15 protein-coding genes are annotated in these 12828 nt (G+C 34.1%); 14 read left to right on the top strand and 1 reads right to left on the bottom strand.

Going from position 1 to position 12828, the window contains the following annotated elements; all coding sequences use genetic code 11:
- Positions 1–164 precede the first annotated feature (164 nt).
- From ADH31_RS03910 to ADH31_RS03860, 12 genes are all read left to right on the top strand, one after another.
- Positions 165–1406 (top strand): hypothetical protein, encoded by a 1242-nt coding sequence (locus tag ADH31_RS03910; RefSeq protein ID WP_049509096.1) that lies wholly within the window; start codon positions 165–167, stop codon positions 1404–1406.
- 145 nt (positions 1407–1551) lie between these two features.
- Entirely contained in the window at positions 1552–1926 is a 375-nt protein-coding gene (locus ADH31_RS03905; RefSeq protein ID WP_049509095.1) for a hypothetical protein, read from the top strand.
- 89 nt (positions 1927–2015) lie between these two features.
- Positions 2016–2660 (top strand): recombinase family protein, encoded by a 645-nt coding sequence (locus ADH31_RS03900; protein WP_049509094.1) that lies wholly within the window; start codon positions 2016–2018, stop codon positions 2658–2660.
- Positions 2661–2911: 251 nt separating this feature from the next.
- Positions 2912–3304, top strand: coding sequence for a hypothetical protein (locus ADH31_RS03895; RefSeq protein WP_000523899.1), 393 nt, complete (start codon positions 2912–2914; stop codon positions 3302–3304).
- 18 nt (positions 3305–3322) lie between these two features.
- Positions 3323–3493 (top strand): hypothetical protein, encoded by a 171-nt coding sequence (locus tag ADH31_RS10090; protein WP_162837408.1) that lies wholly within the window; start codon positions 3323–3325, stop codon positions 3491–3493.
- Positions 3471–3968 carry a hypothetical protein gene (locus ADH31_RS03890; protein WP_152904330.1) on the top strand — a complete coding sequence of 166 codons (498 nt, stop codon included), beginning with the start codon at positions 3471–3473 and terminating at the stop codon, positions 3966–3968. Before ADH31_RS10090 ends, ADH31_RS03890 begins: the two co-directional genes overlap by 23 nt.
- Positions 3968–4357 carry a hypothetical protein gene (locus ADH31_RS03885; RefSeq protein WP_049509093.1) on the top strand — a complete coding sequence of 130 codons (390 nt, stop codon included), beginning with the start codon at positions 3968–3970 and terminating at the stop codon, positions 4355–4357. Before ADH31_RS03890 ends, ADH31_RS03885 begins: the two co-directional genes overlap by 1 nt.
- 18 nt (positions 4358–4375) lie before the next feature.
- Complete coding sequence (locus ADH31_RS03880) at positions 4376–4708, top strand: hypothetical protein (protein WP_049509092.1); 333 nt, start codon at positions 4376–4378, stop codon at positions 4706–4708.
- A 1-nt stretch (position 4709) separates the two neighbouring features.
- Positions 4710–4892, top strand: coding sequence for a hypothetical protein (locus tag ADH31_RS03875; RefSeq protein WP_049509091.1), 183 nt, complete (start codon positions 4710–4712; stop codon positions 4890–4892).
- A gap of 862 nt (positions 4893–5754) precedes the next feature.
- Complete coding sequence (locus ADH31_RS03870) at positions 5755–6933, top strand: SIR2 family protein (RefSeq protein WP_049509090.1); 1179 nt, start codon at positions 5755–5757, stop codon at positions 6931–6933.
- The gene (locus ADH31_RS03865) at positions 6926–8551 is read left to right on the top strand and encodes an ATP-binding protein (RefSeq protein ID WP_049509089.1); all 1626 of its coding nucleotides are present in this window, start codon (positions 6926–6928) and stop codon (positions 8549–8551) included. Before ADH31_RS03870 ends, ADH31_RS03865 begins: the two co-directional genes overlap by 8 nt.
- 871 nt (positions 8552–9422) lie before the next feature.
- Positions 9423–9800: a hypothetical protein gene (locus ADH31_RS03860; RefSeq protein WP_049509088.1), complete on the top strand. Its 378-nt coding sequence runs from the start codon at positions 9423–9425 to the stop codon at positions 9798–9800.
- 1094 nt (positions 9801–10894) lie between these two features.
- Here the strand turns inward: ADH31_RS03860 and ADH31_RS09900 are convergent.
- Positions 10895–11392, bottom strand: a complete 498-nt coding sequence (locus tag ADH31_RS09900) for a DUF6900 domain-containing protein (protein ID WP_152904329.1) — start codon at positions 11390–11392, stop codon at positions 10895–10897.
- A 153-nt stretch (positions 11393–11545) separates the two neighbouring features.
- Here ADH31_RS09900 and ADH31_RS03845 point away from each other — a divergent pair, with 153 nt between their 5' ends.
- Positions 11546–12187 (top strand): amino acid ABC transporter permease, encoded by a 642-nt coding sequence (locus tag ADH31_RS03845; protein WP_049509085.1) that lies wholly within the window; start codon positions 11546–11548, stop codon positions 12185–12187.
- A gap of 10 nt (positions 12188–12197) precedes the next feature.
- Positions 12198–12827, top strand: coding sequence for an amino acid ABC transporter ATP-binding protein (locus tag ADH31_RS03840; RefSeq protein WP_049509084.1), 630 nt, complete (start codon positions 12198–12200; stop codon positions 12825–12827).
- Position 12828: the final 1 nt, after the last annotated feature.

The raw sequence follows: 12828 nt of genomic DNA, 5'->3' as shown, positions 1-12828 counted from the left end.
CTTATTCGCCGATAGGCAAGTCCTCCTTTCCTAACACACCTGAGCTCTGGTGTGGTATAATGTTGTTAGCTAACTGATGGTTTAAGTATATCACCGACTAATTGTCCTGTCGTTGTGAGAAAAGAGCCTAAAGTTGTGGTTACAAGTTGGAGGAGGAAAAAGCTATGGAGTTTATTCGATTAGGAACTTTTTGCCAAATTATCAATAATTCACTTTTTGAGAGAATAAATTCTGATTTTGAATTTAAGAAAAACCAAGAAAGTGTCGTAACAATGATATTGCGTATCTTGTCTTATGATTCAAATGATGAGTTGGATGAAAAATATAATGGAGAAGATGGTGAGAAAATATTGGATAAACCTTACTGTAGTAAAATCTGTAAGGGAACAGAAAAAATCCATCTATCCCTCCTAAAATTTTTACAAAAAGATGATTATATAGAGCGAATTTCGACTGTGGAAGGGCAGTTTTCAAGTATTGAAGATGACGCCTATTTCTCGAAATCAGTCGCTTGTCGTAAAATATTAGATCTTTTCACTTCTCCAACTTACAAAATTATTGAATTCATCGAAAATCCTCATATTGAGAATCGCTGGGAAATTGATGTCAACCAGCTGGAAGAACTCTATAAAAATAAGGAATATGACCGATTTTTAGCGACCTCCTTAGTCTTTATCGCTACTTATATCTCAAATTTAGATAAGAAACACCAACCAGAACTTCAGGAAATCGCTTCTTTGCCAGAGGTCTCAAGTGAGATGTTTGACTCTATTTGTCGGGGCAGATGTTTTGACTCTTTCAGACGCAAAATCCGCATCATTCCACGTAAGACTACAAAAGATTTTCTTATCAAAAGTGAAACTGTTTTTGAGTCAAAGTTTGTTAATCCAAGATTGATGGAAGATGGAAAATTGACCTATTCTTTCTCTTTCGAAACAAAAGAGGAAGCTGAAAATCATCATTTGAAGGTTACGATTAACGGAGAAGACTTGGAAGTTCACTCGAGGCTTGATACAAGTTGCGACAGCGTCTACCCTAACAAATTGATTCATTCCGTTCACGATATACCACATCACCGCTACTACGAAGTAAAATTAGAAGTGGAACAAATCCGCAAATGTCCCGTCTTTCAAACTTCTTATCGTTTGACTGCACCGTGTAAAAGTTTTAAAGTTGATGTCAGTGTGATTGGTGAAGACAAGGACGATTGGGTAACTTCGTTCAATATGTTTTCGCAAGCCAAATACCGAGATTCTAAACATAATCGTATTAACACCATACCTGGTAGCAATGCGGACAGTGTTGATATCAATCAGTGGATTTCAGAACGAACAGGTTACTCTTTAAATGTTCGTCCTAAAAGAGACAAATGGCTGGATTACATTCCAGACATTGACAAAACATAAATATTAGTGTATAATAAAGCTATAAAATTTAATATTTTCGCAACTTTCCAGAGAACTTCTGAGAATAGTTAATCCCTTGCATTCGGTAGAAAATAAAACAATCTACCGAGCAAGCGGTAGAAATCTATTTTTAGAGGTAACTCACATGTATTCAAAACGCTATAAACAAATCATTTGGAATGATACTGCAGCTAATCCCTACTCAAAAGAAAATCTTGCTCGTAGATTATTAACTTATATCGATGATGCTGAAAAAATTCAGGCATTAACAGGTTTTAACGAGAAAAAGCAAGATGCTTTAAGAGAAAAGAATAGTCAAGCAGTGAAAGTTTTTAACGATTTTCTTCTTCATACGATGGAGTGTCAAAATCAAGGTATTGATTTCAGAAGTTCCAGAAACGGAGCAGATTTAGACACTGCTGTAATGGAAGTTTTAGATTTAACTGAAGAACAATATGTTTTGCATAAACAAAGTATTTTAAGGCGTTTAGAGCGTAAACGAAATAAGCGTTCTGTTTAACCTAAGACCTACCCTCGTGGGTCTTTTTCATTTTTTCAATTTTCTCTAAAATATAACTACCTGCTACAATAGTAAGGAAAGGAGAAATTTTGACAAATCATCACAAGAACAAATTAGAAAATATCAAAACAATGACTATCGGCTATGCCAGAGTTAGCTCAACAGATAATCGGCAAGAATTAGGGTTATCTGTTCAAAAAGAAGCACTCGGCTTTTGTGATAAACTCTATATTGAAAAAGATTCTGGTGGAAATCAGGAGCGAAAACAACTTGACAAAGCTTTAAAAATGGCGAAAAAATATGCCCAGCAAGGTGTTAAAACAAATTTTGTTGTGTATAAATTGGATAGACTTACCAGAAAAATGCTTCACCTCTCTGCTATTATTGAAGATTTAACCAAACATGGTATTCATCTTCAATCAATTCATGAAAATATTGAAACAGATTCTTTAACTGGAAAATTCTTTTGTTTGATGTTGGGTTATGTGGCAGAATGGGAGCTTCAAGCTATTTCTGAACGCACTAAAGACGGACTCCGCAAAGCGAAAGAAAAAGGTGTAAAACTTGGCAATAAAGGAATAGCGAAAGATAAAGAAAAGCAAATTATTGCACAATATCAGCAAAAAGAAATGTCCGTTCGAAATATTGCGAATCAGCTGAGTACTTCCACCGCAACCATATATAATGTGCTAAGGCGCAATAGTATTCAAATAAATAGAAGAAATCACCTATAATTGATTGACAAATCCTTAGAAAAATAGTACATTAAACCTATCAACAGTTTTAGCAAACGGTCGTTTGTTAAAACAATCAAAGTTATCAATAAAAATATGTCAAATGCTGATTTAATAAGGTTTTAGTTACCTTGTTGAATTGGCATTTTTTATTTTTTCATTGTTTTAGTTGACGACCGTTAACTAAAACAAGCTCAACCCCTATTGTAGCAGGGATTTTTTGAGTGAAAAATAAAAAATGGAGGTTCTTTATGGGACTTAACGACTTAAAAGCCGACTCAGTTGAGGTAACAACCAAACTTTCGGTTTCTGATATTGGCGTGATTCTTCAAGAAATTTGCGCCGAGTGGAAAACAACCCCAGAAGCTATTCAGAGTAGTTCGGGTGCATTAGCTGATTTTGATGATAGAGCTGATATAGAAATCGTCATTAAAGGTAAAGCTGGCTTATTCTCTCCGCAATTTTATGCAGTTCAGGTTTATGTTTACCAACTTGAGAATGAATGCGGGCTTCAGCTCATTGCTTTAGGTGATTCTGGATTTTCGAAAATGTGGTATGGTCTTAATGGCGCGATAAAAATGTCTGAAAGCATTAAACGCCGTGACGCCATTATAGAACGAATTATGCAATATAGTTCGAGATAGAATAGAAAGAGGTTTAAAATGAATACTCGTTTAAATCAAAAAGTAGTTCGTGATGAATTGGTTGAGGTTATTGAAAGCTCAGGTGGTTTTCTTGGCGGAATTGAATATCAATTAGTCGTTGGTGGGAAGATTAAAGAACAATCCCAAGACCTTAGCTATATTCTTAGTGCCTTTGATAGATATTGGTAATTTATTAGAAAGAGTATCGATGAAGAGAAGGTTATTTTTCTCATTTATAATTTTACTGTCATGTATTATGCTTTTAGGTTGTAGTTCCCCTAAGAACTTTACAGGTAAATGGAAAACCGATATCTTCGACCAAGGAAGTGTTAGAGAAGATGGAGCGAAAATCGCAGGTAAAGCAACTGGACAAGCCGACCTTGCTTCAATTATCTCTAAATATATTCACTGGAATGCTACTATGGAGATAAAAAAAGACGGAACTTTAACAATGGACAACGGCGAAACTTTCTCCGCCAAATGGCATCAAAAAGGCGACAAAATTGTAATTGAAGGAAAAAATATTTCCGGAATTGCAACCCTGTCTGACGACCAAAAGACTTTATATTTTGAAAATAAGCCATTAAATGATAATTCTGATAACCAGAATGGTTTTATGATTGGAGAAAATTCATTAAAGTTTGAATTTAAAAAGGTAGAATAATGATGAAAAAATTAGGAATGGTGATTACATGTTTAGTGATGATTCTGTTACTTGTTTCTTGCGCAAATAAGAGAAAGGATTTAGTTTTATCGAATTTTCCAAGTGTTCAGAATGAACTAACCGAAAAAGACTTGCTTAAGGCGGTTGGAGCACCACACGAGAAGTCCTCTTCTCTTAGTGATGTTACCCAGTTATATGAAAAACTACTAAAAATGGACTTATCTAGTAGTGAATCAATCCTGTCTCAGAAATCAAATTGGACTGTGGGGATAAATGGTATCATTACAGACTACTACGTTTACAAATTAAAAGACGGTAAGTCAGTGATTGTTTTTCTTAGTAAAGGAAAGGTCGTTGCAATAACAAGAAAAGGTATTGATTATAAGTAACGTAAAAGGTAAAGTAATATGAAAAATAGCATTAAAATTCGGTTGGCAATTATAACAATAGCTATCATTGGGTTTCTATTTTATGGATTTAGAGATAATGGTTCAGTGATTTATTACGGGCAAAGCTATACAGCAGGTTCCGTATTTAATCCTGATTCTTATCTCTCAGCTGGGCTATTTAAATCCGCAGGCAAAGAGATAAACAAACTGGTTTCGAAAAAGCGTGGAAGTAGCCTTACAGGTGTGATGGTCTCTGTTGTGGTTGGTGGAATTACTTTTTTCACACTTTGGCAAGATGACGATTTTAAAGATATTTTAGTAGAAGCAAGAAAACAAGGAGAAAATAATTAAAATGGCTAATTTGGATAATTACTTGATTTTGGTTTTTATTGCAGTAACTGGAATTCTTATCGCTATTCAATTCGCAGGCGAGCGTTTTGCAGATTGGCTAACAGATTTAACCGAGCAATTCTTTTCAAAAAGCTTGGATAAGCACGAAGAAAAACGCAGAATGGAAAGAGAGGAAGATAAATAAGTTAAGGAGTTACGGTCTAGTTATATTGCCAGATAAAACTAAGATTATCTTCTCTTCTTCAAATCTAAGGTATCTAATCCCAAAAATAATATTTATATTTGACGAATAATAGAAAAAAGACGGCTCATTTGTACCGCTCCCCAAAAGTTAGATAGAAAAAATCTAACTTTTGGGGAGTTTTATGTTCGCTTCGCCTTTCGGTTTGGGCTGGATAGCTTTGTGGTAATACTGCTGTTTCAGCTCCCCTTTGACACACAATTTATTGTGTATTTGAACAATATTTTTCAAAATCTAAGCAAAAACTGCGTTTAAAAATGTCCTTAATAAAGAATAGTGAACCCCTGATTTGTTAGAAATTCGATTAATAATACGGATTTCTAAAGCCAAATCGCTATTCTTCATAGGGATGTTTTATATCCTTTTACAAAAAGTCTCTAAATCTACAAGGAGGGGGATAGCATGAGTGAGGAGTAAAAAGAATTTCTATCTTTCATAAAAACTTTTGAGAGTGCTGTCTTGAATTTTATAAAATATAAGTAAAAATCTTTCTGTATGTATTTATTAATTCTTGATGGAATATTACTTACTTTAACTCTTTGAAATGATAAACAATTTTATTTTCAAAACCAATATAAATTAATACTCAATGAAAATCAAAGAGCAAAATAGGAAGCTAGCTGCAGGCTGTACTTGAGTACGGTAAGGCGATGCTGACGTGGTTTGAATTTGATTTTCGAATAGTATAAACTTGAACTTTAGTTATTTGGAAAGATGAAGTTCTTTTATCGAAATTGCTATACTAGTGATTTGATTAATGAAAAGTGATATAATGGTTATTGTATAGAAAAAATGGAGAATAACCATGGAGAATAATTATTTAAGCACTAATATTGCTCTAACTTCCCAAAAAATTGATAATAACATTAGTAAATACTATAGAAATAGCAAAGAAATTCTTAACGATGAAGAAAAGCCAATCAGTGAAGAAGATTTTAAGAATATTATTAAACATGAAATTTTTAACTTCATAGGGCATTTTGAAAATATAATTTTACTTGTTGGAGCAGGAGCGTCTGTTGTAGGTGATAGAGATCCCAGATTTGGCCATACTGTGGATATGCTAGCAAAAGAGGCGAAAAAACAACTAGTCGAGCCTGATTATTTTAGTCTTGATGAATTATCTAAAATGTGTAAATATTGTACAAAAGAAGACGATTTTAATTTGGAAGACTTTTTATCTCAAATGCAAGCATTCTCTCGGTTTGTATCCGATTCAGAAAAAGATAAATTCGAGAAGTCATACACTAAAATTATTGAAATTATTCAGGATAAAACATCTTACAATTACGATGAAAAATACTTTAAACATGCAAAACTAATTAAACAATTAACTGATATGCATGTTACACCTAATAGACTTTCCATAGTAACTACTAATTATGATACGATTATTGAGGAAAGTGCCTATAGCTTGAATTATACTGTATTTGACGGCTTTACTTTTTCTCATGAACCAACTTTCGATGTTGATATGTTCGACTGGTACTTATCAAAGCCAATTTCAGATGTAAAATCTCAAAAGGAAGCCTATAAGAAGTCAGTTGTGAACTTATTAAAAATCCATGGTTCTTTAACTTGGGAGCGAGAGCAAGATAAAATTGTTAGAAAAAATAAAGTTGATTCAAAATCTCCAATAATGATTTTTCCGAGCTCAAATAAATACATGCAAAGCTATCAGAAACCTTATTTTGAATTATTTTCTAAATTTCAAGAATTACTTCGAAAACCTAACACTCTCTTAATTACAGCGGGGTTTAGTTTTGCTGATAATCATATATCACAAATGATAATTCAAGCTTTAAAAAATATCCCAAGTCTATCTTTATTGATTACCGATTTTAATATTTCCCCTGAAAAGCCTAATGAAAATTGGGAAGAGATAAAAAAATTAATGAATAGTAATTATAATATTGCTTTTTTAAAGGCAGTGATGAATACAGATTTAACGAATTATTTTGTTAGAGGTGAAAGTAATGATTGATTCACTATATCCAAATAATGATAAAAACGATTTTTATTTAGGCATGATTTCTGAAGTATATAAAAATTCAAGTGTTGTTCAGGTTGAAAATCTTTCATGGTTAAAATTCAGAAAAATTCGCAAGGAATTGCTAGTGCCTAATACTATAAATTTTCTCGTTATTGTTGAATCCGTTCTTGGTATTTATTTGGGTGAAGTGTACCATTCAAAGCTACCAAGTTCGGATAGTGTACATAATGCTCTTCTGAGAGAACACTCAGAAAAAATCTATCCTGAATTAAGTTTGGATATAATAGGTGTAATGTCGAACAATAGTAAAAAATTTAAACTTTCAGGTTTTTCGACCGTTGGCCTAACGGATAAGGTCTATATCGCCAACAAAAGAATTGTAGACATCTATTTAAAATCAATTGAACTTAAAGACGAGGATTCCAAAAAACCCGAAATTAAACTAACATCGTTTGCAAAATTTTCAAGCTTCCCCTCAGAAGAAGTTTCTTTACGCCCAAGCACATTATTCGACAGGCATCTTATGGCAATTGGGACAACTAATAGTGGAAAATCAACATCATCCCTATCTATTTTAGATAAATTGATTGAGAACGACAAAAAGGTTCTGATAATTGACCCTACTGGAGAATACTCCAATTCGTTCAATAAAAATAAAAATATCATTAAGTTAAATTTAGGTATTGATACAATTTTAGATACAGGTCGGGTATCTTTTAGTCAGTGGGCAACACTCTTTGAGACTAATGATTCTACTCAGCCTGCTGTATTGGCGGATGCTATAAAAAGTTTACGTTATCAAAACAAAATGGGTATTAATGATGTGTACCAGAAAAATGGAAAGACGCCCACTGAAGTTTCTAAAGCCATGTCTAGTTTAAGTATCCAAGACACTTCTTTTGATATATCCTTACTTTCGAGACAAATTACTGAAGAGGCAGTTGAAATCAGTAGAGATATGAAAACATATATTGCAGGATCATTTCAATTCAATCAAAAACAATGGCTCGTGCAAAAAGTTGAATACAAGATATCTAATACTAAATTATCAGATTTTTTCTCTCCCAAAACTAAAACTAAAACTGATTTAATTGAGAAAATTGATAGCTTTTTAAAAAATGATATCCGTAGTTTGTATATAAATACTTCTACTATAGGTACTAGTGATAGTATTGGAGGGATGATAGTTGAATTGATAAGTACATATATTATAGATTCAAAGAAAAAAGATAATATTGCCTTCGTGATGTTTATTGACGAAGTGCACAGATATTCACAAAATAATCAGGAGAATAATTATCAGATAGGCTTAACTTCTATTGCGCGAGAAGGGAGAAAAAAAGGAATATTTCTATTTTTAACAACACAAAATCCTCAAGATGTTCCAAAGGAATTACTAGGTCAAATTGGAACATTATTAATTCATAGGCTTACTCATAAAAATGAGCTAGAGGCTATAAAAAATCATTTGTCCGAGCAATCATATAGACAGATTAATAAGCTAAATCAAGGTGAAGCTATTTTAACTAGTATAAATATTGTGAGAGATTTACACATTGAAATAATAAAAAGCGATAGACCTCATGCAAATTCAACTACGTTATTGTAAAACTTTTATTGATGTTATTTTTTTAAATAGAATGTTAAGCAAGTGTGCTAAGCTCGATTTTCTTAAAGAAAATCACTGAAAGCCAGCGATTTACAGTCACTGACTTTTTTGAGGTAGAGTGATAGTTTATTGGACTACTGATGGAGGTGCGGTATAAATACAACATCAGGTAACATGTATGTGATATTTTGGAAAGTGGAGAAGACGCATTTACGAGGAGGGAGAAAATACAGTATCAACCGTTAACAATAATTTATATCTGTGAAATAACAGGAATAGTTATTTTTGTGTTAAAGTCTAACACACATTTAGCTCGAGGAGACTCGAGCTTTTTGGTTGGGTGAATGCTTTTACGCAGTGGAGAAAGGTAAAATATAGTAGATTGAATCTGGAATAGCCCACGTACTTTTCTAAATGTTGTTAGAAACTGGTTTTAATTTCGCAATTAAATTGTTCAGTTTTTATTTCATCTAACTATATTTAAGGTAAATCGATAGCTTCTTGCATTCGCTTCGCCTTTCGGTTCGGGTTGCTTAACTTTGCACTAACACCACCGTTCAAGCTCCGTTTTGGCACACGACTTATTGTGTATTTACACAATGTTTGTCTTTGTAGAGGGGGGCGGAGGAGTCTTCAAGAAAATATTCTAAGCTTTTTATTTCCTTTTTTTACTTCTGTTGTTATGGATTAGCTTTCGAAAATCTCCAGCAGTTGAGCTTTTCACAACTTCACATTCTCACAAAAACATCAGCAAAAAATCTGCATTTTATACCTTTAAACCGATGTAAATTAAACTCAAAAATAGACTAGACTTCCGTACCAAAGAGAGTTATGATGGACAGGTAAAAGAAATTTAACAGATAGGAGCGATATGTACATCGATTTAGAAACGGAAATTTATCTACAAAAATTAGAAGGTGACATTCATAGCCAGCTATATTGGGGCGTAGTGCCAGAAATACCAATTGAATGGCAACCAAACCAATTAGGATTTTACCTCAGCGACCCAATATCTTTGCCTGCTTTTTTAACGAAACTACGAGTGTTCGAAAAAGGTTTTGCCTTCGATTGTGTTGGAACTAATGTTTTTAAACGCAAGATAACAGTTTTTGCCATTAACGAAAGCAAAGAGAAATTTATTGCGAAAATTGAAAAGTTGCTTAATTGCCAAAGTAGAGGCGAGATGTGTGAAACCTTGCTATACATTTTAGCAACGCCAGTAACTTGTATCGATGAAGCGATTTGTTAACCTAAAATTACAACAAAATTGCCCCAGTTTTACGACTGGGGTGATTGTTTCGATTTGAAAATATATAGAAAATTTTCTTGAAATAAACTTAACATTTCGTCAAAATATCAGAAAATTAAAAACGTTTCCAAAAATACTATACTCATATTGCCAAAAACTATAATTTCATGTATACTTAGAGCACTGAAGATTTCTTATTTTATTCAACCGACATCATTTTAACGAAAGTGAGGATGGAGCGGCTAAAAAGATAAAATCGATGTTAACTACAGCAGGTGTTGTCAGTATTGGTAGCGTAGTCTCTGGTCATATATTCGAAAATCTTACTGTGATAAGTGTAGCGATAGTCGTTATTTTACTAATTATTTGTTGCTTTGCATTCCTGGTTATCAATTCTAATAAAAGAACCAGAAATTCAAAAGATCTGATGGCCACTTGGCTTAGAAAGGGTAACAACTATACTAAACCTAGGAATAAAGCTTCACCAAGTAAGAGAAAAATCACCACTAAGAAGTGGTGAGCAACTGTAAATCGGTCTTGCTGTTTCTTGTTGGTAAATAGCAAGGCTGATAACTAAAAATAAGAAATCTTCTTCCCAGCGGTAGAGCAAGTATCGTTGGGATTTTCTTTATCTCAAAAGCATATATTTTATAGCTGTCTGAGATAACTTAATCTATTATACAGACTTTAAGTAATTGTGTCAACAGTTTTGTTGAAAAATCGTTAAAATTAAACTTGGCTTTGTAGCTCAATGTTTAAAACTTCGACCTTTTCTTTCTGTAATTTGCAATTCCAAACGACAAATTCGTCCAAATCTTCCGTTCTATAACAAGCAGTATAATATTTTTTGGCACGCTCAGGATTAAGAAAACGGCAAGTATAAACCCAAGAATATTCGTCCGTGATGGGATTTTTACTTCTAAAACAAGGATTAAAAACACATCCTACACCGTGTAATTCTTCGAAAGTTGTAAGGTGAACTGTTTCAATTTGGGGGAGTTTGGGCGGTAGAAAATTTTGAAATTTGGCTGAATCATATCTCTCCAATAGTAGTCAAAATTTTCGAAGGCTTTTAGTTTTGCTTTGTTGCCAATTTAAAGCTCGGTGGGTACTGGAGCTTCTTGCGACAGTTTGCCCAACTCGTAACTCACCCGAAGCATTTCTTGAAGCGTCCAGACCGAAATATCGTGAAAATCTTGGCTGTCTGAATTTTGGCGTTCCAGCGTAGGGATTCTGCCAATCATGCTGGCTACTATAGCAATTTCTTGGTCTCGGGTGGTGTCTTCGTTTTCAAAATTGTGGATATTTTGAATGCGGTCTTGAAGCGAGAATTGCTCTTGTTCAAGTTCATTATTTTGAATACTTCTGTTAGTGAATTTTTCCATAGAAATCTCCTTTGCTTTGTTGGTGTGTCCATCATAACTCTCCGTAAGGAAAGAGTCAAGCACTTTTTCACGAAAACCCCAACGACTTGAAATCGCTGGGGTTAAGGGGTTAGAGTTGGTTAGTTGTTGGACTGCTGGGTGAGGTGTAGACATTATACCATGAAATGAGAGAGAAACGGAAAGGAATCTTTTCTCAATTTGTGACATCTGATACTTTATGTAAGTAGAAAATTTTTATTATGAACACTATTGTTCGGAAATTAAGGCTAAAGTTTTAAAAATTCATGAAAATTTCAGAAAATCCTTGATTTTGTGTTTATTTATGCTATAATGAGAACAATTATTTTTAGGAGGTGGAATATGTCTTACTTATTCGAGATATTACCAAGTTTATTGAGCGGTGCGACAATGACGTTACAAGTTTTTGCACTGGTCTTACTTTTTTCAATCCCTTTAGGCATTTTGGTTGCCTTTTGCTTACAGGTCCATTGGAAACCCCTCCATTACATGATTGATATCTATATCTGGGTGATGCGCGGGACACCCTTGCTCTTGCAACTAATTTTTATTTATTATGTCCTTCCAAATATTGGGATTCGTTTAGATCGTGTGCCTGCAGCGATTATTGCCTTCACGCTTAATTATGCAGCCTATTTTGCTGAAATTTTCCGTGGAGGAATTGCAACCATTCCTCAGGGGCAGTACGAAGCAGCTAAGGTTTTGAAATTCAAACCTATCGATACCGTTCGCTACATCATCTTGCCACAGGTGACCAAGATTGTCCTACCAAGTGTATTTAACGAGGTTATGAGTTTGGTTAAGGATACTTCTCTGGTCTATGCGCTCGGTATTTCAGATTTAATCCTAGCTAGTCGAACCGCTGCCAATCGTGATGCTAGCTTGATTCCAATGTTTCTAGCAGGAGCTATTTATCTGCTTATGATTGGTATCGTTACAATTTTAGCTAAGAAACTTGAGAAAAAATTCAGCTACTATAGATAGGAGGTTATCCATGTTAGAGTTAAGAAATATCAGCAAAAAATTTGGAAAAAAAGAAATTTTATCCAATTTCAGTTTAACAATTCCTGAAAAGCAGATTTTAGCTATTGTTGGTCCATCTGGTGGTGGGAAGACTACCTTGCTCAGAATGTTAGCTGGACTAGAAACGATTGATTCAGGAGAGATCTTTTATAATGGAGAATCCCTACCTCTGGATGAACTTGAGAAGCGTCACTTGTTAGGTTTTGTTTTTCAAGATTTTCAGCTTTTTCCTCACTTATCCGTTATGGAGAACTTGATCTTGTCACCTATTAAGACTATGGGAATGTCTGAAGTAGACGCAAAGAAGAAGGCGACTGACTTACTCGCTCGTCTAGGGCTCGAAGCTCACGCAGATGCTTATCCATACTCATTATCTGGTGGTCAAAAGCAACGGGTTGCCTTAGCACGCGCTATGATGATAGATCCTGAGGTGATTGGTTATGACGAACCAACTTCAGCCCTTGACCCAGAGTTGCGTCTCGAAGTTGAAAAACTGATTTTACAAAATCGAGAATTAGGCATGACTCAAATTGTCGTAACCCACGATCTCCAGTTTGCAGAAAATATTGCTGACCAGATTCTCAAAGTAGAGCCTAAGTAGG

Origin of the sequence: Streptococcus pseudopneumoniae, from assembly GCF_001072375.1 — a bacterium.
In the GTDB taxonomy this organism is placed as follows: domain Bacteria; phylum Bacillota; class Bacilli; order Lactobacillales; family Streptococcaceae; genus Streptococcus; species Streptococcus pseudopneumoniae_L.
This window is presented reverse-complemented; position numbering and strand designations above follow the sequence as displayed.

Coding starts and splice junctions, on each gene's coding strand:
- ADH31_RS03910 (WP_049509096.1), top strand. CDS start 165: ATGGAGTTTATTCGATTAGGAACTTTTTGCCAAATTATCAATAATTCA.
- ADH31_RS03905 (WP_049509095.1), top strand. CDS start 1,552: ATGTATTCAAAACGCTATAAACAAATCATTTGGAATGATACTGCAGCT.
- ADH31_RS03895 (WP_000523899.1), top strand. CDS start 2,912: ATGGGACTTAACGACTTAAAAGCCGACTCAGTTGAGGTAACAACCAAA.
- ADH31_RS10090 (WP_162837408.1), top strand. CDS start 3,323: ATGAATACTCGTTTAAATCAAAAAGTAGTTCGTGATGAATTGGTTGAG.
- ADH31_RS03885 (WP_049509093.1), top strand. CDS start 3,968: ATGATGAAAAAATTAGGAATGGTGATTACATGTTTAGTGATGATTCTG.
- ADH31_RS03880 (WP_049509092.1), top strand. CDS start 4,376: ATGAAAAATAGCATTAAAATTCGGTTGGCAATTATAACAATAGCTATC.
- ADH31_RS03875 (WP_049509091.1), top strand. CDS start 4,710: ATGGCTAATTTGGATAATTACTTGATTTTGGTTTTTATTGCAGTAACT.
- ADH31_RS03870 (WP_049509090.1), top strand. CDS start 5,755: ATGGAGAATAATTATTTAAGCACTAATATTGCTCTAACTTCCCAAAAA.
- ADH31_RS03865 (WP_049509089.1), top strand. CDS start 6,926: ATGATTGATTCACTATATCCAAATAATGATAAAAACGATTTTTATTTA.
- ADH31_RS03860 (WP_049509088.1), top strand. CDS start 9,423: ATGTACATCGATTTAGAAACGGAAATTTATCTACAAAAATTAGAAGGT.
- ADH31_RS09900 (WP_152904329.1), bottom strand. CDS start 11,392: ATGTCACAAATTGAGAAAAGATTCCTTTCCGTTTCTCTCTCATTTCAT.
- ADH31_RS03845 (WP_049509085.1), top strand. CDS start 11,546: ATGTCTTACTTATTCGAGATATTACCAAGTTTATTGAGCGGTGCGACA.
- ADH31_RS03840 (WP_049509084.1), top strand. CDS start 12,198: ATGTTAGAGTTAAGAAATATCAGCAAAAAATTTGGAAAAAAAGAAATT.